Origin of the sequence: Novosphingobium sp. Leaf2, from assembly GCF_001421325.1 — a bacterium.
Lineage (GTDB): Bacteria > Pseudomonadota > Alphaproteobacteria > Sphingomonadales > Sphingomonadaceae > Novosphingobium.
The window spans coordinates 7,501-29,257 of the sequence record NZ_LMJY01000001.1; the positions used below are offsets into that span (position 1 = coordinate 7,501).

A 21,757-nucleotide genomic window follows, 5' to 3' on the forward strand; every position below is an offset into this window, starting at 1 on the left:
ATCTTGGCGCTTGCTGGCCTGGGTGCTGCGGCGTTTTTTGTGCGCTTCGTTAATGGCGAGGACACCCCCTATTACTCCGCAACGATAGAGCAGGGCGACCTTGTGCCGCTCGTATCGGAGCGCGGCGAGTTGCATGGCAACGGCGAAATCACCCTATATGCACCTGCAGATGGCAGGATCACCTGGGCGTCCGACAAATCCACCGGCCCGGTAGCACGCGGCGAAGTGCTGGCCCGGCTCGATGATCCGGAAAAACGCAGTTCGGTGGCCGTGGAACGGGCGCGTGCCGCTGCCGCCCAAGCGGCTCTGGACGCGGCGCAAGTTGCCGCGCAGGATGCTGCCGCGCGCCTTTCACGATTCGAAACCGTGTGGCGCCGCTCGGGCGGCCGGGCGCCGTCGCTCAACGAGATGGAGCGGGCCAGGGCCGAGGCGGCGCGCACGGCGCTGGTGGTGGCCAGCGCGCGCGCAGAGGTGCAGGCGGCCTCGCTCGCCTTGAAGCAGGACCTTGCCCAGATGGCCGGCTTCGCGGTGAAAGCGCCGTTTGCCGGGCTTGTGGTGGAGCGCCGCGTGCAGGCAGGGCAGCAGGTGAGCGCGCACGATCCGCTGTTCATACTCGCGGCCAGCATCGCCCCGATGAGCGTGGAAATTCCGCTCGGCGCCCTTCCCACCGGTCCGATCAAGGCCGGCACCCTTGCCCAGGTACGACCGGATTCGTCGCCCGATACGCCGCAGGCCGCGACGATGACCTTGCTGCGGCTCAGCCCGTCTCCGCAAGAGATACCGCCCCGCGCAGTGTTCACCATCGCCAATCCGGGCCCGCACATGCGCCCGGGCATGGCCGCGACCGTGGATATCGAATTACCCCGCCGTCACAATGTGCTGCTGGTGCCCGATGCCGCGCTCAAGTTCGATCCGGCGGGCCAAACCGGTCGCCAGCGCGCGCGCATCTACATCCTCGACGGGGGTGAGCCGCGCCGCGTGTACGTGCAGGTAGGCGGCAGCGACGGGAAACGCACCGAAGTCTTCGCACCGGGGCTCAAACCCGGCGATCAGGTGATAACTGGTTGGCGCGATGCGATGAGCGGACCGGCCCGGTCAGGCCAGTGAAAGGTTGCGGCTGAAACAATATGCCTGCCCAAGCGTATGGGCTGTGATCATGTTCGCCGACAAAGGATCTGCTATTTCTATCGACGATGCAAAGATTTCGCGGCGGGGCGCCGTGGGGATCCTCGCAAGCCTTGTTGCGGGGGGTGTATTTCCGGGCGCGGCTTTTGCCGCGAAGGACGGACGCCTGGGTGCGCCCACGCCCTTTTCGTGGGACATGCTGGTATCGCAGGCGCGCAGCCTGGCAGCCAAGCCTTACGTGGCACCGGCCACCGCAACGCATGCTGCCGCCGACTTCGACGAGGCCGTGCGCCTGACCTATGGCGATCTGCCGGCGATCGCGGGCAACATCCGGTTGTTTCCTGCCGCCCGGATCAACGCGCCGAAGCCGGTGCGCATCGCCATCGTGGCCACTGGCCAGGCACGCGAAATCATCGACACGAGCGGCCTGTTCGCCGGGCATCGGGCCATAGATCCGGTGGGTTTTCGCGTGATGGATGACACCGGGCGCAGCGACTGGCTAGCCTTTCAGGGCGCAAGCTATTTCCGGGCGTCCGGCTCGCGCGATCAGTATGGCCTTTCCGCGCGCGGCATAGCTGTCGATACCGGGCTTTCGAGCGGCGAGGAATTTCCCGATTTCACGCGTTTCTGGGTCGAGCAGACCGGGCCGGATACGACACGCGTCCACGCCCTGCTGGATGGACCGAGCCTGTGCGGTGCCTATGCTTTCGAATGCCGCAACACCAAAGGCGCGGTCATCCAAGACGTGACCGCCGCGCTGTTCCTGCGCAAGAATGTGGCGCAGCTGGGGCTTGCCCCTGTGTCCAGCATGTTCTGGTACGATCAGTCCACCCCGCGCGCCCGGCCCGACTGGCGACCGGAAATCCACGATTCGGACGGGCTGGCCATCTGGTCCGGCAATGGCGAGCGGGTGTGGCGCCCGCTGGAGAACCCCTCGTCGCCCCGCCTGCATGCCATGCGTGCCGATTCGCCCCGCGGGTTTGGTCTGCTCCAGCGTGACCAGGCGTTCGATCATTATCAGGACGATGGCGCGTTCTACGATCGGCGGCCATCGTTGTGGATCGAACCGAAGGGCAATTGGGGACCGGGCGCGGTAGGCCTGTTCGAAATGCCGACCACCAGCGAGACATTGGATAATGTGGCGATCTTCTGGAAGGCGGACCGGCCGGCCAAGGCCGGGGAGCGTCGCGACATCGCCTATCGCCTGACGTGGTCATCGCAGGATCCCACGATCGACGGCACGGCGCGCTGCGCGGACGTGTTCGAAGGACCGGGCGGCATCCCCGGTGCACCGCCGATCGAGGGGGTGCGCAAGTTCGTGTTCGACTTTGCCGGATCGTCCTTGGCCGGGCTGGACCGTTCCAGCGGGGTCGCGGCGCAAACCGATCTTCCCTCCGCTGCTATTGCCGCTGCCACCGCCTATCCGATCGCGCGGAGCGACGGGCGCTGGCGCGCGATGATCGATGTGCGCATGAAAGCGGTGAACCAGCCGCAATTCCGCCTGTTTCTGAAACGCGGTAACGCAGCGCTCAGCGAAACGGTGATCAAGGCGATCGAGACATGAGCCTGACCGTGGTTCCCTCGCACGTCATGCTGCCCGAAGAGGCGCCGCTGGCGATGCCCGTGCAGAACCTGTGGGGCAATCCTCCCGGCGCGCGTGAGGTGCTGACCGCGCCGCATGGGATGCTGGTGAAGCGGCTGCTGCTGATTGCCCTGACCGCGGTTATCGGCCTTGCCGCTTCCAGCACCGTGCGCATGGAATTGTCGCGCGATGGGCTGGACTGGGTGGAAGTGGTGTTGCTGGCCTTCTTCGTGCCGCTGTTCTGCTGGATTTCGTTCGGTTTCGTCACTTCTACGATGGGCTTTTTCAAGCTGATCACCGGCGAGCATCCCGGCTTCACAGCACTGCCCAGCCCGGCCTCCAGCCTGCGCCATCGTACCGCCGTTCTGATGCCGGTCTACAACGAGAGCGTGGAAGAGGTTTTTGCACGGGTGCGGGCGATGGCCTTTTCGATCGCCGAATCGGGCGGCGCGCCGTGGATCGACTTTTTCGTCCTGAGCGATTCGAACCCGTTCCACGGCAAGCGTGAGGAAGCCGCGTGGCGCGAACTGGTGCAGGACGCGCCGATCGCGGTTTATTATCGCCGGCGCGAACAGAACACCGCCCGCAAGCCGGGCAACATCGCGGAATGGGTCCGCCGGTTCGGGGCGGCTTACGAGAACATGCTGATCCTCGACGCTGACTCGATCATGAGCGGTGACACGATCGTGGGTATGGCCTCGATCATGGAGGAACGACCGTCGATCGGCCTGCTGCAGACGGTGCCGATGATCACCAACGCGCGCACCCTGTTCCAGCGCTGGATGCAGTTCGCCAGCGAGGCTTACGGCCCGATCGCCAGCGCCGGGCTGATGTGGTGGTCGGGATCGGAAGCCAACTTCTGGGGCCATAACGCGATCGTACGCACCCGCGCGTTCGCCGAGGCATGCGGCCTGCCCGAACTGCCCGGCAAAGCCCCGTTCGGTGGCCATATCCTGAGCCACGACATGTTCGAATCGGCGCTGTTACGCCGGCGCGGCTGGGCGGTGCACATGGTGATGATCGGCGGCTCGTACGAAGAATTTCCGCCCACCATCGTCGACATGGCAATCCGCGACCGGCGTTGGATGCAGGGCAACCTGCAGCACCTGCAACTGCTGGGCACGTCCGGGCTGCACTGGACCAGCCGGCTGCACCTGCTGATCGGCGCATCGGCCTACCTGACGTCGCCCGGCTGGCTGCTGCTGATTCTGACCATGATCGCGCAAGTGTTCAGCCGCGATGGCGACGGTTTCGTAACCCTCGCCCCGCCCAGCGTGCTGGCGCTGACGGTGGTGCTGCTGTTCGGCCCCAAAGTCATGGGCCTGACCTGGATGATGGCGGACCGCGATCGGCGGCGCAGCTTTGGCGGCCCGGTCGGCATCGTCCGTTCAGTCATGCTGGAAATCGTGCTGAGCATGCTGCTGGCGCCGATCACCATGGTTACCCAGACCAAGGCGCTGCTGGGCCTGCTGCTGGGCATTTCGGCGGGGTGGAACACCCAGACCCGCGATGCCCGGCGTATCACCGTGCGCGAAGTGCTGCCTGACCTGCGCGAGCATCTGCTGCTCGGCGCCGCGCTCATCGCGACCTTCTGGCTGGACCGCACGACCGCGCTGTGGCTTGCCCCGATCATCGTGGGGCTGTTCGCATCGCCCTGGCTGATCGCGTTTTCCTCAAGCGAGGCGCTGGGGATGCGCGCCGGCAGGGCCGGAATCTTCCAGGTGCCCGAGCCGGAAATCATCGAAGCGCCAAGTGCGCCCGGCAACGATCCCCAGCCCGAACTGCGCACCAAGACGGCTGCGGAAGTCTGAAGCAGCCGCCCCGGGCCGCTACCGGTCGATACCTTCCTGGGCACGCACGCCGGCGCGAAAAGCATGCTTCACGTCGCGGATCGCGCTGACCGTATCGGCCGCGTCCTCGAATGCGGCATGGGCCGCGCGCCCCGTCACCACCACGTGCTGCATCGGCGGCCGGGCAAGGATGGGGGCCATTACCTCTTCGATATCGAGGTAGCGATAGGTCACCAGATAGGTCAGCTCGTCCAGGATGACGAGGCTGATCGCCGGGTTGGCCAGCGCCGCGCAGGCCTTGGCCCAGCCTCCGCGGGCAAACGCGATGTCACGCGCGCGATCCTGCGTATCCCAGGTGAAGCCTTCGCCGCAAACCTCCCAGGTCAGGCCGGGCTGACGCTCCAGAAAGGCACGTTCGCCCACGTGCTGCTTGCCCTTGATGAACTGGAACACCGCCACCCGGCGCTCGTACCCCAGCATCCGCGCGGCCATGCCAAATGCGCTGGAGGACTTGCCCTTGCCATTGCCGGTCAGCACCAGCAGCAGGCCCTTGTCGATCTGCGCGGCGGCAATGCGCGCATCGACCACGGCCTTGTGACGGCTGGTGCGCTCCTTGTGGCGCTTTGCCTCGTCCGCGTCTGTCATCGGATCTGGCGCTGGCGGCGCATGTCAGGCGCAACCGCCAGCACGGCGGTCCAGATCGCGGCGGCAAGACCGGTCCATACCAGCGTGGCGATCAGCACGGCGGGAAGATAGCGCTCCATGCGCGGCGCGAACCCGGCAAGGCTGGCGTCGGGATAGCGGCCGCCCAGGAAATAGAAGCCCCCGCTGGACAGCAGTTGCGAGACCACCGTTGCCCCGACCAGCAGCGCAGCGGCGGGCAGCAGGTCAACCGCGCGTTCGCCCAGCCGTTCTGCGGCATAGCGCCCCGCGCCCCACATGACCCCATACGCCGGGACCAGCATCCAGTACGCCGGGGTGAAGCAGAAGCCCGACCCGCCCAGTACGTAGATCACTACTATGTCGATGGCGAAGCCCAGCGCGAACAGCGCGGCAAAGCCCAGCGGCTGGCGGACGAAATAGCCTAGCACGAAAAAGCTGGCGAGACTGGTATCGGGCAGATGGATGTAATTGCTGAGCGAATGCGTGCGCGTTGCCAGCATGACGGCGGCAAGCGCGGCAAGCACGCAGGACTGCAAGGCACGGGAGCGGGGCAACGCTGCGGCATGTTCGGCACGGATCATCGGTGATCTTTCCAAAAAGGGACAACATGGGAAAATCGCGGCGCGCCCGCCGAAAAGCGGACGCACGGAAGAACCGGGGCATGTGCCCGGTCAACAGATTGGCAATAATGCGAAAGCTGTTCGATCTCCCTTCGCCGCGACACACGATTGTCGTCACGCGAAGGAGCTTTTCCCGGCTTCGGAAAAAAGCGTTGCCCTCGTCCGCCCGGTACATCCCGCCCGCGCGAAGGATCGACGGCAACGGGCCGGTTTCCTGACTTACCGGATCATCGCGCTGGTCCGCCGCCTTCTCGGGACCTTGTGGTCCCAATGGCATCGTGGCGGTGCGCTTCCCCGGTCACAGTTGCGGGAGCAGTGCCGGATCGGGCAGGTTTCCCCGCCCCCCGGACTTCCCGATTAAGCCCTTGCGGGCACCCGTAGCAGAACGGCATCTATGCCAGTTGCGGATGCGGCGCAAGCATCTGCCACTTGCCAGCCCTGCGTTCGCACGATAGTTGCCGCGCCGCGACAGGTTCCCCGCAAGGGGATGAAAAGGGAACTCGGGTGAAAGACCCGGGCTGCCCCTGCAACTGTAAGCGGCGAGCCATCCGGCCATTTTGCCATTGGGACCATACGGTCCTGAGAAGGCGGCCGGAACGGCGCTGACCCGTGAGCCAGGAGACCTGCCCGTCGCCGTCGTTCTTCGACCGGACAGGGTGTGCCGGACGAACGAGGGGGCAAATTCCTCGCGCAACGACAGCCATAACCTCGTGGGCCTTGTGCGGCGCGCGAAGGGTATCGTGTGTCGTTAGTCCGCCTCGTCAGGGGCGGTACGCCATCGCGCATCCTTCACGCATCGTCCGGGCCGGCGGGGTCGACGCCGTTTGCTTGAAGGATCGACGTGTGAAATCAACTTTGACCGCCTCCGCCACCCTCGCCCTCGCTCTGTGCGCCAGCCCCGCCTTCGCACAGGCCGATCCGGCCGCGCCAGACGATGCCGGCGAGGGCGAGCGCATCGTCGTCACCGCGCTGCGCACGCCGGTGGCCGCCGATCGGGTATCGGCCACCGTCACCGTGCTGGACGCGCCGGCGATCGTCGCCCTGCAGCCCATCGCCCTGACTGATGCGCTGCTGCGCACCCCCGGCATCAGCCTTTCGCGCAACGGCGGCTATGGCACCGCCACATCGCTGCGCATCCGCGGCGCGGACGCCGGGCAGACGGTGATGGTGATCGACGGCATGCGCCTGGCTGATCCTTCGTCCACCGCCGGGGGCTATGCGTTTTCAAACCTGCTGCTTGATGACATCGACCGGATCGAGATCCTGCGCGGGCCGCAATCGATCTTGTGGGGCAGCGACGCGATCGGCGGCGTGGTCAACGTGCGCACCCGTCGCCCGACCGAGCCGTTCGAAGGCAGCTTCGCGCTGGAGGCCGGCACGCATGACACGGTGAATGCCCGCGCCGGGGTGGGCGGCACGTCCGAGGCGATCGACTGGCGGCTGGCCGCCTCGCACTTTACCACCGATGGCATCTCTGCGCGCGACAATGGTACCGAGGCTGACGGCTACACCCGCAGCGGTGCCAGCGGCACCGTGACGGTGCGCGTGGCGCCGGGCGTATCGCTGGATTTGCGCGGTTACTGGGCGGACGCGAAGAACGATTTCGACGCCACGTCCGGCGATTCGCTGGCCTATGGCCGCACCCGCGAATGGTCTGGCTATGCCGGGCTCAACTTCGCGCTGCTGGACGAAAGGCTGCACAATCGCCTTGCCGTGCTGCAGACCGAAACCGACCGGGCCAACTACGATCCGGCGCGCAAGGTACGCCAGATCACCTTCGATGCGCATGGCCGCGTCCGCCGCTTCGAGTATCAGGGTACCTACACCTTCTCCGATACGGTGCAGGCGGTGTTCGGCGCCGAACGCGAGGAGCAGCGGATGACCACCGCGTCGCCCGCCAACAGCACTGCGCCTTATGTGCTGACGCCTTATGCGGTCGACACCAACAGCGTGTACGGCCAGCTGCGGGTGACCCCGGTGACCGGGCTGACGTTCGATGGCGGGGTGCGATACGATCACCAGTCCCGCTTTGGCGGCAACACCGTGGTCAGCGCCGGCGCGGTCTATACTCCCAATCAGGGCCGCACCGTGGTTCGCGCCAGCTATGATGAGGGGTACAAGGCCCCTTCGCTGTACCAGCTGTTCAGCGATTATGGCACAGCCGGCCTGGCGCCGGAAAAAGCCAAGGGCTGGCAGGCCGGCGCGGAACAGAACTTCGGCGAGGCTCTGCGCTTGTCGGCCACGTGGTTCCAGCGCGATACCGATAACCTGATCGACTTCGCTTACTGCCCGACATCGGGCGTGCAGCCCGCGCAGTGCTTCATTCCGGGCACCACCACCACGCGGTTTGGCTATTACGCCAATGTCCGCAAAGCCAAGGCGCGCGGGCTGGAGCTTGCCGCATCGGGGCGCCTTGGCATCCTGTTCGCCAACGGCAACTACAGCTGGATCGAGGCGCAGGATCGTACGCCCGGCAGTGCCAGCTATGGCCGCCAGCTGCAGCGCGTGCCGCGCCACCTGGCCAATGCCGAAGCGGGCATCGAGTTGCCGCAAGGCCTGCGCGCCAGCGCCGCTGCGCGCTATGCCGGGGACAGCTACAATGCGGCAAGCGGCACTGCCAAGCTGGACGGCTACTGGCTGTTCGACCTGCGTGCCCAGTGGCAGGTCGCCAAAAGCCTGATGGTGCAGGGCCGGGTGGAGAACCTGACCGACAAGCATTACGAGACGGTGAGCGGTTACGGCACGCTGGGCCGCACCGTTTACGTCGGCTTGCGCAGTCAGTTCTGATGCTGCGCGCGGTCGAACCGGGTCCGTCGGTGGTTGTTTGCGTGACCTGCCGCAACAGCGCCGCCGCGCGGGAGGATAGCGCCGGGCGGCGCGGCGGGGCGTTGCTGGAGCAGGCCCTGCACGCCGTCCAGGCAGACGACGCAAGCCTGCGCGGCGTGACGGTGCAGCCGATGGCGTGCCTGTTCGCCTGCACCCGGCACTGCGCGGTGCATATCCGCGCGCCGGGCAAGGTCGGCTACGTGCTGGGCGACTTTGCGCCGGACGTAGAGGCCGCCCGCGCCATCCTGGAATATGCCGCGCACCACGCAGCCAGCGCCGAAGGGCAGGTGCCGTACCGCGATTGGCCCGAGGGGGTGAAAGGGCACTTCATCACCCGCACCCCGCCCGAAGGGTTCGTGTGCCCATGACCGCTTTCGCAAACCCCGAGGCGTTCGCAGCCGCGCTGGCTGCGCTTCCTGTAGCGGACGGTGCCGCGCGCGAGGCCGCGCTTGCCCGGCAGGCCCGCTTGACCAAGCCAGCGGGCTCGCTTGGCCGGCTTGAGGAGATCGCGGTGTTCATGGCCGGGTGGCAAGCGCGCGCGCGGCCTGCCGTTGACGTGGTGCAGGCGGTTATCTTCGCGGGTAACCACGGCGTGGCGGCGCGCGGCGTCAGCGCCTTTCCGACCGCCGTCACCGCGCAGATGGTCGCCAACTTCGCGGCTGGGGGCGCCGCGATCAACGCGCTGACCCGCGCCTGCGGTGCTGACCTGGCGGTAATCGCCCTCGATCTGGAACGCCCCACTGCGGACATCACCCAGGGCCCGGCGATGCGTGTGGACGAGTGCCTCGATGCGCTGAACCAGGGCGCCGCGTCCCTGCGCGAGGACACCCAGTTGCTGCTGGTGGGCGAAATGGGCATCGGCAATACCACGGCGGCGAGCGCCTTGTGCGTGCAAGCGCTGGGGGGCACCGCGCGAGACTGGACCGGGCGCGGCACCGGGGTGGACGATTCCGGTCTCCAGCGCAAGATCGCGGCCATCGACGCTGCCATCTACCTGCATGGCGCGATGTGCCCGGATGCCTTCGAAAGCTTGCGCCGGCTGGGTGGGCGAGAGATCGCCGCGATCGCAGGGGCGATCCTGGCCGCGCGCCTGCGCCGCATTCCGGTCCTGATCGATGGTTTCATCGTGACGGCGGCCCTTGCGACGCTGGCCGCAGACAATCCGCTGATCGCCGCCCATTGCCTGGCCGCGCATCGCTCGGCCGAAGGCGCGCACGGCCGGGCGCTCGATCTACTCGGGCTGGACCCGCTGCTGCAGTTGGGCCTGCGGCTTGGCGAAGGGTCCGGAGCGGCGCTGGCGGTGCCGATCGTGCAGGCGGCGCTTGCCGTCCACAACGAGATGGCGACGTTCGACGAAGCGGGCGTTGCCAGCGCGGCATGAGCGGATTTTGCGTCCACCTTATGCGGCACGGCGCACCGGTCACGCCGCAGCTGCTGCTGGGCCATGCAGACGCGCCGCCCCTGCCCGCCGGCACGCAGCTGTGTCTGGCCCGCGCGGCGCCGCTGGCGTTTGCCCGCGTGATCTCGTCCGACCTGTCGCGCGCGTCCGTGCCGGCCCGGCAGATTGCCGACTTGCGCACTATCCCCCATGCCATCGATACGCGCTGGCGCGAACTCGATTTCGGGAACTGGACCGGGCTTGCCGCCAGTGAGGTGGACCCGGCTGCCTATGCGCGTTTCTGGGACGATCCCGATGCCGCCGCCCCACCTGGCGGCGAGCGCTGGTCCGACCTGAAAAAACGCGTGGCCGCAGCCTTGCGGGAGCTTGACCAGCCCACCCTTATCATCACCCACGGCGGCGCGATGCGGGCGGCGATGGCGGTACTGTTCCACATGGAAAACCGCCAGGTCTGGGCGTTCGACCTGCCCTATTCCTGTGTGCTGACCTTGCGGCTGTGGCCTGACAGCGGCCTGCCGACCGCGCAGATCGTCAACCTGACAGGCGATCCATGCGCCGCGTGATCCTGGCCTTTCAGTTCATGACCCGGCTGCCGCTGCCGGCAGTGGGCGCCGACGCGCAGGATTTCGCTGCCGCGATGGGCTGGTTTCCGGTGACCGGGCTGGCGGTGGGTTGCGCGGTGGCCGCGCCGTGGTGGTTCCTGCACGCGCGCGATCCGTGGGCCGCCGCGCTGGCGGGGCTGGCCGGGTGGGTGGCGATAACCGGCGCGCTGCATCTGGACGGTCTGGCCGATGTTGCCGATGGCGCCGGGGCCGCCCACGCGGGGCCAGAACGGTTGCACGCGGTGATGGCCGATCCGCACGTCGGCAGCTTTGCGGTGGTGGCGATTGTGTTGCAGCTGGCCGCCAAGCTCGTGCTGCTCCATGCCCTGCCCGTTCACCGCGCGATGATCCCGGTCCTGATACTGGTCCCGGCGCTTGCCCGCATCGCGCCGATTGCGTGGACCCTGTTTCTGCCGCCCTTGCACGAAGGGTTGGGCACCCGGTTTCGCAGCGGCGTGCGCATCACGCACCTTGCCGTGTGGTGTGCGGCGGCGCTGGCGGCGGCGGCGGCGCTGCACCCCGCGCTGCTCGCCCTGTTTCCGGCAATGGCCGTGTGGGGCTGGTGGCTGCGCGCGAAGCTTGGCGGTATTTCCGGCGATGGGCACGGCGCGGGCATCGAACTGCTGGAAACCTGCCTGCTGGCCGCGCTGGTGCTGGCCCGATGAACGCCGCCTTCCTCCATCATGGCGGCAGGCTGGCCGAGGCGATGCGCGTCTATGGCGGTGACCGGCACGACTGGCTGGACCTGTCCACCGGACTCAACCCCGTGCCGTGGCCCGTGCCCCCTTTCGCCGACTGGGCCGCCCTGCCCGACCCGGCGCTGCTGCAACGGCTGGAGCATACCGCCGCTGCGTATTTCGGCGCAGACCCTGCGCTGGTGTGTGCGGTGCCAGGCAGCGAAGTGGCCCTGCGGCTGCTGGCCCCGCTGCTCGGCTTGCCTGGACGCGCCTTGGCGCCGGCCTATCGCAGCCATACTGAAGCCTTCGACCGGACCAGAACCATCAGCTTTGCTGAGGCCCCAGATGGCGCTCAAACGGTAGCGATCGCCAACCCCAACAACCCGGACGGCATCCTGCGCGCACCAGCCGCGCTGCTGGAATGGGGTGAACGCATTGGGGCCGCAGGGGGCTGGCTGCTGATCGACGAGGCGTTTGCCGACTGCCACCCCGATCACACCGTTGCCTCCCATGTCAGCTCGGCGGGCCGGGTGATCGTCCTGCGCTCGTTCGGCAAGTTCTTCGGGCTGGCAGGCCTGCGCCTGGGCTTCGCGATCGCCCCGCCGGCCATCCTGGGCCGGTTGCGCGGGTTGCTGGGAAGCTGGCCGATCCACAGCGCTGCGCTCGCCATCGCCGCTGCAGCGTATGCAGACGAGCCCTGGATCCACCGCACCCGGGCACAGCTTCCCACGCGTGCGGCAGCGCTGGACACCGTGCTGCATCGCCACGGGCTGCGCCCGCACGGTGCTTGCCCGCTGTTTCGCTACGTTACCGGGTGCGATGCGGGAACGCTGTTCCATGCGCTGGCACAAGCGCACATCCTGGTGCGACCGTTCGAGGCGTACTCCGATGCGCTGCGCCTTGGCGTTCCCGCCACCCCGCAAGCCCTGCACCGCCTCGATCTGGCGCTGACCCATGCTTGAACCGGTGGCTGCCGCCGCACTCGGCATCGAAGCACTGCTTGGCTGGCCGGGGCGGGTGCACGCGATCATCGGCCACCCGGTGGGCGCGTTCGCCGCCCTTATTGGCTGGTGCGAAAAACGCCTCAACCGCCAGCGCTGGTCCGATACCGCCCGGCGCGCAGCCGGACTGATGGCGATGATCGTACTGATGGCGATCATCATCGCCACGGCTATCTCGATAGAATTTCTGGTGCGCGCGATCGCCGGCGCATGGGCCTGGCCGCTGCTGGCGCTGCTTGCCTGGCCCGCCATCGCCGTGCGCAGTCTGGACGATCACGTCCGCCCGATCCATGCCGCGCTGCGCCGTGATGACCTGCCGGGCGCCCGCCGCGCCGTGCAGATGATCGTAGGACGAGACACCGCTGCGCTGGACGAGGCCGGCGTCACCCGCGCAGCGATCGAAAGCCTGGCGGAAAGCTTCTGCGACGGCGTCGTCGCGCCGCTGTTCTGGCTCATGGTGCTGGGCCTGCCCGGCGCGTGGGCGCTCAAGGCGATCAACACCGCCGACAGCCTGATTGGCCATCGCGAGGCACCATACGGCCCCTATGGCTGGGCGGCGGCGCGGCTGGACGATCTGGCCATGCTGGTGCCGGCAAGGCTGTCCGCCGTCCTGCTGTGTCTTGCCGGGGGCGGAGGCTGGCACATCCTGGCGCGCGATCATGCCGCCCACGCCTCCCCTAACGCGGGCTGGCCGGAAGCAGCGATGGCCGGCGCGCTTGGCGTCAGGCTGGCCGGCCCGGCGGCCTACGACGGCGCGCTTGCCGACAAGGCGTGGATCGGGGATGGCCGACAGACCCTGGGCGCGCCCGATCTCGCGCGCGCCCTCACGCTCTATCGGCGCGCCTGCGTCCTGGTGGGAGTTCTTGCGATGAGTGCCGTATGGCTGGGCTGATGTTGCAGGGAACCGGGTCCGATGTGGGCAAGTCAGTGCTGGTGGCGGGCCTGTGCCGCGCCGCCGCCAACCGGGGCTTGCGCGTGCTGCCGTTCAAGCCGCAGAACATGTCGAACAACGCCGCCGTCACGCCCGAGGGGGGCGAGATTGGCCGGGCGCAGGCACTGCAGGCGCTGGCGGCGCGTGCCCCGTTGCATGTGGACATGAACCCCGTTCTGCTCAAACCGCAGGCTGATCGCACCGCGCAGCTTATCGTCCACGGCCAGGTTCGCGGCACGCTGGGCGCGGCCAACTTTCGCGAGGCGCGCCGGCCGCTGCTGCCCGAAGTCCTTGCAAGTTACCGGCGGCTGGAAGCGCGCTGCGATCTGGTCATCGTCGAAGGCGCAGGCTCGCCAGCGGAGATCAACTTGCGCAGCGGGGACATCGCCAACATGGGCTTTGCCCGCGCCGCCGACGTGCCGGTGGTGCTGGTGGGCGACATCGACCGGGGCGGCGTGATCGCGGCTATCGTCGGCACCCGCGCGGTGATCGACCCGGCCGACGCGCAGATGATTCGCGGCTTCGTGATCAACAAGTTTCGCGGTGATCCCGCCCTGTTCACTGATGGCTACGACGCCATCGCCCGGCTGTCCGGCTGGCGCGGCTTCGGTGTGCTGCCCTGGGTCAGCGCCGTCAGCCGCCTGCCCAGCGAGGACGCGGTCGTGCTGGAGCGTCCGTTGCAGGCAAGGTCCGGCAAAGTGCTGGTGGTCTGCCCGATCCTGCCGCGCATCGCCAATTTCGACGATCTGGACCCCTTGCGCCACGAGCCTGGCATTGCGGTGGCAATGGTGCCGCCCGGGCAGCCCATCCCTGCGGACGCGGACCTGATCGTCCTGCCAGGCTCCAAGGCCACGCTGGCCGACCTCGCCTTCCTGCGCGCGCAAGGCTGGGACATCGACGTGCTGGCCCACCATCGACGCGGCGGCGTGGTGCTGGGCATTTGCGGCGGCTACCAGATGCTGGGCCGCGCCATAGCCGATCCCGACGGCGTCGAAGGACCACCGGGCAGCGCGCCCGGTCTTGGGCTTCTCGACGTTCACACCACACTGGGCACACGCAAGACGTTGACGCATGTTGCGGGCCGCGCCTTGGGGCAGGCCTTCACCGGATACGAAATGCACATGGGCGTGACGCACGGGCCTGACACCGCCCGCCCCTTTGCCACGCTGGAAGACCGGGACGGCAGCTGGCGCACCGATGGCGCGATCGCTGCCACCGGCAACGTGATGGGGACATATTGCCACGGGCTGCTGGCAAAGCCCGGAATGCGCCGCGCGTTACTCACAAGGCTCGGCGCCAGATCCAACGGCGCAGACCATGATACGCGGGTGGACGCCGCGCTCGATGACCTGGCGGCGGCGATGGAAGCCGCGCTGGACATCGATGGGCTGCTGGCGCTTGCCGGGATTAAATCGTGAGACACACGCTGCTGGTGCTGGGGGGGGCGCGCTCGGGCAAAAGCCGCTACGCGCAATCGCGGGCCGAAGCCCATGCCGGAACGCTGGCCTATATCGCCACCGCGCAGGCGCTGGACGGCGAGATGGCGACGCGCATCGCCCGCCACCGTCAGGACCGCGGCCCGCGTTGGATCACCCTCGAAGAATCGCTCGACTTGGCTGGCGCTATCGAACGCGCAAGCAGCCAGGCGGACGCCATACTGGTGGACTGCCTGACCTTGTGGCTGTCGAACCTCATGATGGCGCAGGCCGACCTGCGCCAGGCGACGCAAACATTAGAGAACGCCATCGCCGCCTGCTCGTGCCCGTTGGTGCTGGTATCCAACGAAGTGGGCCTGGGCATCGTGCCGGACAACGCCTTGGCACGCGCCTTTCGCGACGAGGCTGGCCGCCTGAATCAGGCGATCGCGGCACAGGCCGACGAAGCGCAGTTCATTGCCGCCGGGCTGCCGCTACGTCTGAAATGAGGGGAAATGGTGCACCCGACTGGATTCGAACCAGTGGCCTTCGCCTTCGGAGGGCGACACTCTATCCAGCTGAGCTACGGGTGCAGTGCGGCTGCGGTTAGCAGAGGGCGCGCGCCCTTTCCAGCGCCAATTTGATGAGCCGTGACATGGACCAGGGCCAAGTCCGGATACCCGGTTGCAAGTTCCTGATATGTTCTTAAAAGGGCGCCATGGCCGAAGCCGATTCTTTTTCCTTTACCCACGCCGCCGCCGATGTTGCGCGCGGGATTGGTCGCCTGTTCGCGCGCAACGGGATCTGGTGCATGCCTGAAATGCCGCTGCGCTGCGGTCGGCGCGCCGATCTGATGGGGGTGGACCCGAAAGGGCACGTCATCATCGTGGAGATCAAGGTCGCGCGCGCCGACCTCCTCGGCGATGCGAAATGGACCGATTATCTGGACTATTGCGACCGGTTCTATTGGGGCCTTTCGCCCGCGCTGGATCGTGCACCGCTGGAAACCGAGGTGTTCAGGCCGGACTGCTGCGGGGTGATCGTGGCGGATGGGTACGACGCAGAAATCCTGCGTCCCGCGCCGCTGCGCCAAATGGCCGCCGCCCGCCGCAAGGTGGAGACCGAGCGGCTCGCCCGCGCATCGCTGCGCCGGCTGGTAAACCTTGGCGATCCGCATACCGTGCAGTGGGGCGGCGAGGACTGAGCTTTCGGCCTGCTACTGCCCGGCCGGTGGTGCACAGCGCGAATGCACGGTCACCGGGAAAGTGCCGTACATGTTGGTCAGCGGCAGGCGGATGTCCCGTCGGCAATGCACTGCGATATAGCGTGCCACCATACCGGTCAGTTCAGGATCGGGGGCGAGTTCGAGCTCGGGTGGTCCGGTAAGCACGATCGCGGGATTGGCGGCGAGCACGCGCTGCAGTTCGCGCCGCGTATTGAACTGGCTGACGTTGCGCTCGCTGGCGTCAACCAGATGCATCGGGAAGACGAGGGGTGAATGCAGTTGCACGTTCAGCGCATGATAGGGCCAGGTCGTGCCGCTGGCGATGAACACGCGGTTCGCCGGATCCTCGCGGTGCAGATACTGGACCAGCGTCTGCATCTGCGCACGCGATGCGGTGCGCAGGCGCCAGTGCGCCGGCTCCCCGTTGATGGTCAGCAGCGCCAGCAGCCACAGCCCCATCAGCGGGCCGATGATGCCGCGCTGCAGAAACGGCGCGCCGCACACCGCAAGCGGGGCGACCAGCGGGAGGAAATAATGCTCCGACTTGTTGGGGAATAGCGCGATGGCCAGCGCCGCCACGGCCAGCCAGGCGTAAGCCAGTTGCCAATCCGGTCGGCTGTTCAGGCGATCGCGAAACAGGATCAGGCTGACGAGCGCAAACCCGATCGGGATCGCCAGTGCGGCGATCACGTGCGAGGCCATGCCGGTGGCGCGAATAAAGGCGTAACCGCGCCGCAGGTTAGAGCCCACCACGGCAGTCCAGAACGCATCGAAGTGACCGGCAGCCGCATACCACCCGGCGCAGCACAGCAGCGGCAGCGCGGCGCACGCCGCCAGCAGCGTCACTTGCCCGGCCCACCGGGGCGCGCTTGTGCGCCCCAGCCACATGCGCCACGCCGTCCACCCGCCGAAAAACATCGCTTCGGCGCCTGCGCTTTGCTTGAAGGTGACGGCCAGCCCGAGTGACAGCATCGCCAGCACGACGCCGCGTGGAATCGCGGCGCGCACCAGCAGCGCGTCGGCGCGCATCAGGCGCCACGCCGCAAAGGCGACGAACAGATTGTAGAACACCGGTGACTGCCCGCCGCCGCCGCCCAGCGGCCCGGTCAGCGCGATGTACACCAGCGCCGCCAGCACCGCGCCTTGTAAACCCCAGCGCCCGGCTCCCAGCAGGTGCAGCGCCATGCGCGCCACCAGCAGCGCGGTGCCCCACACGAACAGCGCGGCCACCAGATGCACACGCAGCATCCCGCCCCCACCGGCAGTGATGCCTGCGTAGAACAGGTACAGCCCCGGCGCCTTGCGATCCCAGATATCGACGTACAGCATCGCGCCCGCCCGCATTCGCTCGCCCACCAGCAGGTAGAACGTCTCGTCCACGTAATAGCCGGGATCGCCCATCGTGGCCGCGCGGGCGAGGAAAGTTGCGAGCATCAGCGCCAGCGCCAGCGCCCAGGGCCGCGAAAACAACTGCGCGAACAGGCGCGGCGTATCGACCCGGGTCCGCACCCCGCATAGACCCTGCAGTGCCGACATACTCACCATCGAGCACACGTAGAATCACGTAGTCACGATTGCCAAGCGCAATTTTCTTGCGTTTTGCTGCAACGCATCCTATGTAGCCTTCCAGCAGACGGCGCGCGGGATTACCCGCCGCAATCCGAGAGCAGCGTGAGGCCAGGGCGCAAGTAGCCAAGGCCGGCCCGGATGAGCGACTGCACCTATGAAGCTTCCTTCCTCACGCAGGGTCGCCAACGACACCTTGCCGTGTGCGTGCGCCTCTCCTTTTGACCGTGCGCGCCCCCGTGCACTTTTGAAAGTGACGCATGTCCTATTTTTCTGAACTTGGCCTCGCCGAGCCCATTCTTCGCGCTCTCGCCGTCAAGGGCTACACCGATCCTTCACCCATTCAGCGCGACGCGATTCCCGCGCTGCTCGAAGGGCGCGACCTGCTCGGCATCGCCCAGACGGGCACCGGCAAGACCGCCGCGTTCTCGCTGCCCTCGCTGCACCGCCTGGCACAGGACCCCAAGCCGCGCCAGAACGCCGGCTGCCGCATGCTGGTGCTGTCGCCAACCCGCGAACTGGCCGCCCAGATCGCCGAGAACATGCGCGGCTACGCCAAGTTCCTGAACCTGACGATCCAGTGCATCTTCGGCGGCGTTCCCGTGGGCAAGCAGGCCCGCGCCTTGGAACGCGGCGTCGATATCCTGGTCGCCACCCCGGGCCGCCTGCTCGACCTGATCGACCAGCGCGCCCTCACCCTCAAGCACGTGGAAATCTTCGTGCTCGACGAGGCCGACCAGATGATGGACCTGGGCTTCATCGTGCCGCTCAAGCGCGTTGCCAACATGCTGCCCGCCGGCCGCCAGAGCCTGTTCTTCTCGGCCACGATGCCGCAGGCGATCGCGGAACTGGGCCGCCAGTTCATCAACAACCCGGTCCGGGTCGAAGTGGCCCCGCAGTCCACCACGGCAGAGCGCGTCGAGCAGTTCGCCATCCACATCAACCAGGCCGAAAAGCAGGCGCTGCTGACCTTGTCGCTGCGCGACGGGCTGGCTGACGATGCCGCCGAAAAGGCCACGCATGGCGCGATCGACCGGGCGCTGGTGTTTAGCCGCACCAAGCACGGCGCGGACCGCATCGTGCGCCACCTCGTCGCCGCCGGCATCCCGGCTGCCGCGATCCACGGCAACAAGAGCCAGGCGCAGCGCACCGCAGCGCTGGGCGGCTTTCGCCAGGGCACCGTGCGCGTCCTCGTCGCTACCGACATTGCTGCGCGCGGCATCGACGTCAGCGGCGTGAGCCACGTCTACAACTTCGAGATCCCCAACGTTGCCGAACAGTACGTCCACCGCATCGGCCGCACCGCGCGCGCCGGCGCTACCGGCGTTGCGATCAGCTACATCGCAGCGGATGAGAAGCCCTATATCCGTGACATCGAGCGCCTGACCCGCGTCAAGCTGGACCTGCTGCCGCTGCCGGCGGATTTCCAGAACCAGGCCGCGCGCCTGCCTGCCCCGGCTCGCGTTGCTCCCGCCGCACCGCAGGGCGACCGGCGCGGTGGCGGTCGCGCTGGCGGCCAGGGCGGTGGCCGTGGTCGTCCGCAAGGCGATCGCAGCCGTTCGGACGCACCGCGTGGCGATCGCCGTGAAGGCGCCGCCGCCGGTGAGGATCAGGGTGAGCGCAAGCGCCATTTCCGCCCGCGCGGCCCCAAGGGCCTGGGCGCCCACAAGGGCGCCGTGCGCCGCGCCAGCTGATCGGCTTCCCCTCAAACGATACCATGAAAGCCCTGGGCGAAACCCCGGGGCTTTCTTTTGTCCTTCCCCTTGCCCGCGCAAGCGCATAGTGCCCACGCCATGGCACCTAATGGTCCCCTCGTGGCAGTGACCGCGTCCGCTCTTGCCATGACGGCGATCGTGGGCGTGCGTTATCTGATAACCTCCGGGCTATTCGCGTGGATCACCCATCGCACCCGGCCCGGGCATTACACAGGGCTGGACAAGCAGATCCGGCGGGAGATCGCCTGGTCGCTGCTGTCCGCCGCGATTTACGGCATCCCCGCCGGTCTGGTGGCCTGGGGCTGGCAGGCACACGGCTGGACGCGCATCTACTCAGACGTTCACGCCTATCCCCTGTGGTGGCTGCCGGTTTCGGTGCTGGTCTACCTGCTGCTGCATGACACCTGGTTTTACTGGACGCACCGCTGGATGCACCAGCCGCGCGCGTTCCGGCTGGCCCATGCCGTGCACCATGCCAGCCGCCCCCCCACCGCCTGGGCGGCCATGAGCTTCCATCCGATCGAGGCGCTGACCGGCGCGGTGGTGATCCCTGCCCTTGTCCTGCTGGTGCCCATCCACATCGCCGCGCTCAGCGTCGTGCTCACGATCATGACCGTCATGGGCATCACCAACCATATGGGCTGGGAGCTGTTTCCGCAGGCCCTTGTTCATTCGCGGGCAGGCCGCTGGCTGATAACCGCCAGCCATCACCAGCGGCATCACGAAAGTTATCGATGCAATTACGGCCTTTATTTCCGGCACTGGGATCACCTGTGCGGCACAGACAGCGGGATCTCCTCCTCGTTTGCATCGCCGCGATGACCGGGGCTGGTGCACCTGCCGATGCCGCGCCGTCCGCCGCAACCGGCGTGACGGTGACGGTGACAGGTCTGCGCAATGCCAATGGCCAGGTGCTGGCGTGCCTGACCACCCGCGCGGACAGCTTTCCCGATTGCGACAAGGACCCGCAGGCGCGCAAGCTGAAAGTGCCGGCCCATCACGGCACGGTGGAACTGGACTTCGGCCGCGTACCCGCCGGTCGCTACGCGGTATCGCTGATCCACGACGAGAACGGTAACGGCAAGCTGGACACCCGCCTGTTCATCCCGCGTGAGGGGTTCGCGTTTTCCAACAATGCCCCTGTCGTCATGGGTCCGCCCAAGTTCGAACATGCCGCGTTCGACGTGCAGGGCGAAGCGGTGCATCTGGAAATACGCATGAAGTATCTGCTGTAGGACGCTTGCCGCACCTGCCCGCTGGCTTTAGGCGGGCGGGGTGAAGACGGAAGACAGCGTGGCAGAACAGGCCGTTGCGGTGGCCACGACGGGGTTGGCACCGCCGCCGCGCGCAGGCGCGTTTTCGCCGTTTCGCTATCCGGTGTTCCGGGCGATCTGGATCGCCAACCTGTTCTCGAACATCGGCTCCACCCTGCAAGGCGTGGGCGCGGCGTGGATGATGACCGAGCTTACGACCTCGCACCAGCTGGTGGCGCTGGTCCAGGCCTCGGCCACGGTGCCGATCATGCTGCTGGGTGTATTCGCCGGCGCCATCGCCGACAACTTCGACCGCCGGCTGGTCATGCTGACCGCGCAAGTGGGCATGCTGATCGTCTCGGCAGCGCTGGCGGTGATGGCCTATGCCCACTGGTTGACGCCGGACCTGCTGCTGGCCTTTACGCTCAGCGTAGGGGTGGGCACCGCGCTGAACTCACCCGCATGGCAGGCCTCGGTCCGCCAGCAGGTTGACCGCAGCGAGATACCCCAGGCCATCGCCCTCAATTCGATCTCGTTCAACATCGCCCGCTCGATCGGCCCCGCCCTTGGCGGCATACTGATCTCGATCTGGAACCCGTCGTTCGCGTTTGCGATCAACGCGATCAGCTACGTCGGCCTGATTTGCGTGCTGTTGTGGTGGAAGCCGCAAGTCCGCCTGATAGAGCGACGCCCGATCCTGCCGGCCGTCGCCATTGGCCTGCGCTTTTGCGCCACCAATGGACCGGTGCGCCGAATACTCATGCGCGGACTGGCGCTGGGCTTCAGCCTCGCTGCATACCAATCCCTGCTGCCGTCCGTGGTCAGCGGGCAGATGCACGGCGGCGAACTGGATTATGGCATCATGCTGGGCTTGTTCGGCATCGGTTCGATCACCGCCGCGCCCTTCACTGGTCCCATTCGCCGGAAGATCGGGCTGGAAGGGATCCTGGCGGTGGGCGCGGCGATGTTCGTGTTTTCGCTCATCCTCGTCGCGGCCAGCGATCGGGTGCTCTATGCCCTGCCTGCCGCGTTCGTGGCTGGCCTCGCCTGGGTGATGATCCTGACGACGCTCAACACTGCGGTGCAACTACGTGCGCCCGAAGCCATCCTGGGCCGGTGCCTGTCGATCTATCAGGCGGTGACCTTCGGGGGGATGGCGCTCGGATCGTGGGTATGGGGCATGGTGGCGGACTGGCAAAGCCTGCCCACCGCAATGTATGCAGGCGCCGCCGTGCTGATCGCCTCGTTCGCGGTGCTGCGCATCGTCGCGCCGATGCCGCGCCCGGGCGAAGGGGTGATCGATGCGCCCTGAAGCGGCACAGGCGCAACTTAAAGCTTAATTCACGCAGTTGCGCCAAAACCACGGC

20 protein-coding genes, 1 tRNA gene and 2 riboswitches (1 of these 23 cut by a window edge) are annotated in these 21,757 nt (G+C 67.3%); of the genes, 17 read left to right on the forward strand and 4 right to left on the reverse strand.

The window, feature by feature from the left end; translation table 11 throughout:
- From ASE49_RS00040 to mdoH, 3 genes are all read left to right on the forward strand, one after another.
- A protein-coding gene (locus ASE49_RS00040; protein ID WP_235522766.1) for an efflux RND transporter periplasmic adaptor subunit crosses the window boundary here: on the forward strand, positions 1-1,107 show its 3' portion. 102 nt of this gene lie to the left of the window's left edge; only the last 1,107 of its 1,209 coding nucleotides appear in the window; the start codon falls outside the window, past its left edge; its stop codon occupies positions 1,105-1,107.
- A gap of 112 nt (positions 1,108-1,219) precedes the next feature.
- Positions 1,220-2,689, forward strand: coding sequence for a glucan biosynthesis protein (locus ASE49_RS00045; protein ID WP_327195736.1), 1,470 nt, complete (start codon positions 1,220-1,222; stop codon positions 2,687-2,689).
- Positions 2,686-4,518, forward strand: a complete 1,833-nt coding sequence (mdoH, locus tag ASE49_RS00050) for a glucans biosynthesis glucosyltransferase MdoH (protein WP_200921932.1) — start codon at positions 2,686-2,688, stop codon at positions 4,516-4,518. Before ASE49_RS00045 ends, mdoH begins: the two co-directional genes overlap by 4 nt.
- An 18-nt stretch (positions 4,519-4,536) precedes the next feature.
- On the opposite strand, the gene cobO is transcribed toward mdoH, so the two are convergent.
- Together cobO and ASE49_RS00060 are read right to left on the reverse strand one after the other, a co-directional pair.
- On the reverse strand, positions 4,537-5,142 hold the full coding sequence (gene cobO / locus ASE49_RS00055) for a cob(I)yrinic acid a,c-diamide adenosyltransferase (protein ID WP_056767163.1): 606 nt from the start codon (positions 5,140-5,142) through the stop codon (positions 4,537-4,539).
- On the reverse strand, positions 5,139-5,741 hold the full coding sequence (locus ASE49_RS00060; RefSeq protein WP_056767165.1) for a hypothetical protein: 603 nt from the start codon (positions 5,739-5,741) through the stop codon (positions 5,139-5,141). The genes cobO and ASE49_RS00060 overlap by 4 nt, the downstream gene beginning before the upstream one ends.
- A gap of 226 nt (positions 5,742-5,967) precedes the next feature.
- Positions 5,968-6,174, reverse strand: a riboswitch (cobalamin riboswitch).
- A gap of 59 nt (positions 6,175-6,233) precedes the next feature.
- A riboswitch (cobalamin riboswitch) is annotated at positions 6,234-6,425 on the forward strand.
- 198 nt (positions 6,426-6,623) lie between these two features.
- Here ASE49_RS00060 and ASE49_RS00065 point away from each other — a divergent pair.
- The 9 genes from ASE49_RS00065 to cobU are packed head-to-tail and all read left to right on the forward strand — an operon-like array spanning position 6,624 to position 15,140.
- A complete protein-coding gene (locus tag ASE49_RS00065) occupies positions 6,624-8,567 on the forward strand; it encodes a TonB-dependent receptor plug domain-containing protein (protein ID WP_156369993.1) in 1,944 nt (647 codons plus the stop codon).
- A complete protein-coding gene (locus tag ASE49_RS00070; protein WP_056767171.1) occupies positions 8,567-8,974 on the forward strand; it encodes a DUF1636 domain-containing protein in 408 nt (135 codons plus the stop codon). The genes ASE49_RS00065 and ASE49_RS00070 overlap by 1 nt, the downstream gene beginning before the upstream one ends.
- Positions 8,971-9,987 (forward strand): nicotinate-nucleotide--dimethylbenzimidazole phosphoribosyltransferase, encoded by a 1,017-nt coding sequence (cobT, locus tag ASE49_RS00075; RefSeq protein WP_056767174.1) that lies wholly within the window; start codon positions 8,971-8,973, stop codon positions 9,985-9,987. Before ASE49_RS00070 ends, cobT begins: the two co-directional genes overlap by 4 nt.
- Positions 9,984-10,568, forward strand: a complete 585-nt coding sequence (locus tag ASE49_RS00080) for a histidine phosphatase family protein (protein ID WP_056767177.1) — start codon at positions 9,984-9,986, stop codon at positions 10,566-10,568. The genes cobT and ASE49_RS00080 overlap by 4 nt, the downstream gene beginning before the upstream one ends.
- Positions 10,556-11,272, forward strand: a complete 717-nt coding sequence (locus ASE49_RS00085; RefSeq protein ID WP_056767180.1) for an adenosylcobinamide-GDP ribazoletransferase — start codon at positions 10,556-10,558, stop codon at positions 11,270-11,272. The genes ASE49_RS00080 and ASE49_RS00085 overlap by 13 nt, the downstream gene beginning before the upstream one ends.
- Positions 11,269-12,246 (forward strand): aminotransferase class I/II-fold pyridoxal phosphate-dependent enzyme, encoded by a 978-nt coding sequence (locus ASE49_RS00090; RefSeq protein WP_056767183.1) that lies wholly within the window; start codon positions 11,269-11,271, stop codon positions 12,244-12,246. Before ASE49_RS00085 ends, ASE49_RS00090 begins: the two co-directional genes overlap by 4 nt.
- Positions 12,239-13,177, forward strand: a complete 939-nt coding sequence (gene cbiB, locus ASE49_RS00095; protein ID WP_056767185.1) for an adenosylcobinamide-phosphate synthase CbiB — start codon at positions 12,239-12,241, stop codon at positions 13,175-13,177. Before ASE49_RS00090 ends, cbiB begins: the two co-directional genes overlap by 8 nt.
- On the forward strand, positions 13,165-14,634 hold the full coding sequence (locus ASE49_RS00100) for a cobyric acid synthase (protein WP_056767188.1): 1,470 nt from the start codon (positions 13,165-13,167) through the stop codon (positions 14,632-14,634). The genes cbiB and ASE49_RS00100 overlap by 13 nt, the downstream gene beginning before the upstream one ends.
- The gene (cobU, locus tag ASE49_RS00105; RefSeq protein WP_235522767.1) at positions 14,631-15,140 is read left to right on the forward strand and encodes a bifunctional adenosylcobinamide kinase/adenosylcobinamide-phosphate guanylyltransferase; all 510 of its coding nucleotides are present in this window, start codon (positions 14,631-14,633) and stop codon (positions 15,138-15,140) included. Before ASE49_RS00100 ends, cobU begins: the two co-directional genes overlap by 4 nt.
- Positions 15,141-15,147: 7 nt before the next feature.
- On the opposite strand, the gene ASE49_RS00110 is transcribed toward cobU, so the two are convergent.
- Positions 15,148-15,224, reverse strand: a tRNA-Arg gene (locus ASE49_RS00110).
- A 125-nt stretch (positions 15,225-15,349) separates the two neighbouring features.
- Between ASE49_RS00110 and ASE49_RS00115 the strand changes: the two genes are divergently transcribed.
- A complete protein-coding gene (locus ASE49_RS00115; protein ID WP_056767191.1) occupies positions 15,350-15,835 on the forward strand; it encodes an MmcB family DNA repair protein in 486 nt (161 codons plus the stop codon).
- A 12-nt stretch (positions 15,836-15,847) separates the two neighbouring features.
- Here the strand turns inward: ASE49_RS00115 and ASE49_RS00120 are convergent, their stop codons facing one another.
- Complete coding sequence (locus ASE49_RS00120; RefSeq protein ID WP_056767194.1) at positions 15,848-17,392, reverse strand: hypothetical protein; 1,545 nt, start codon at positions 17,390-17,392, stop codon at positions 15,848-15,850.
- Positions 17,393-17,682: 290 nt separating this feature from the next.
- Here ASE49_RS00120 and ASE49_RS00125 point away from each other — a divergent pair, with 290 nt between their 5' ends.
- From ASE49_RS00125 to ASE49_RS00140, 4 genes are all read left to right on the forward strand, one after another.
- Entirely contained in the window at positions 17,683-19,116 is a 1,434-nt protein-coding gene (locus tag ASE49_RS00125; protein WP_056767197.1) for a DEAD/DEAH box helicase, read from the forward strand.
- A 99-nt stretch (positions 19,117-19,215) separates the two neighbouring features.
- Positions 19,216-19,959, forward strand: coding sequence for a sterol desaturase family protein (locus ASE49_RS00130; RefSeq protein ID WP_056767200.1), 744 nt, complete (start codon positions 19,216-19,218; stop codon positions 19,957-19,959).
- The gene (locus ASE49_RS00135; protein WP_056767202.1) at positions 19,956-20,372 is read left to right on the forward strand and encodes a DUF2141 domain-containing protein; all 417 of its coding nucleotides are present in this window, start codon (positions 19,956-19,958) and stop codon (positions 20,370-20,372) included. Before ASE49_RS00130 ends, ASE49_RS00135 begins: the two co-directional genes overlap by 4 nt.
- A 40-nt stretch (positions 20,373-20,412) precedes the next feature.
- Positions 20,413-21,702, forward strand: a complete 1,290-nt coding sequence (locus tag ASE49_RS00140; protein WP_082456222.1) for an MFS transporter — start codon at positions 20,413-20,415, stop codon at positions 21,700-21,702.
- Positions 21,703-21,757: the final 55 nt, after the last annotated feature.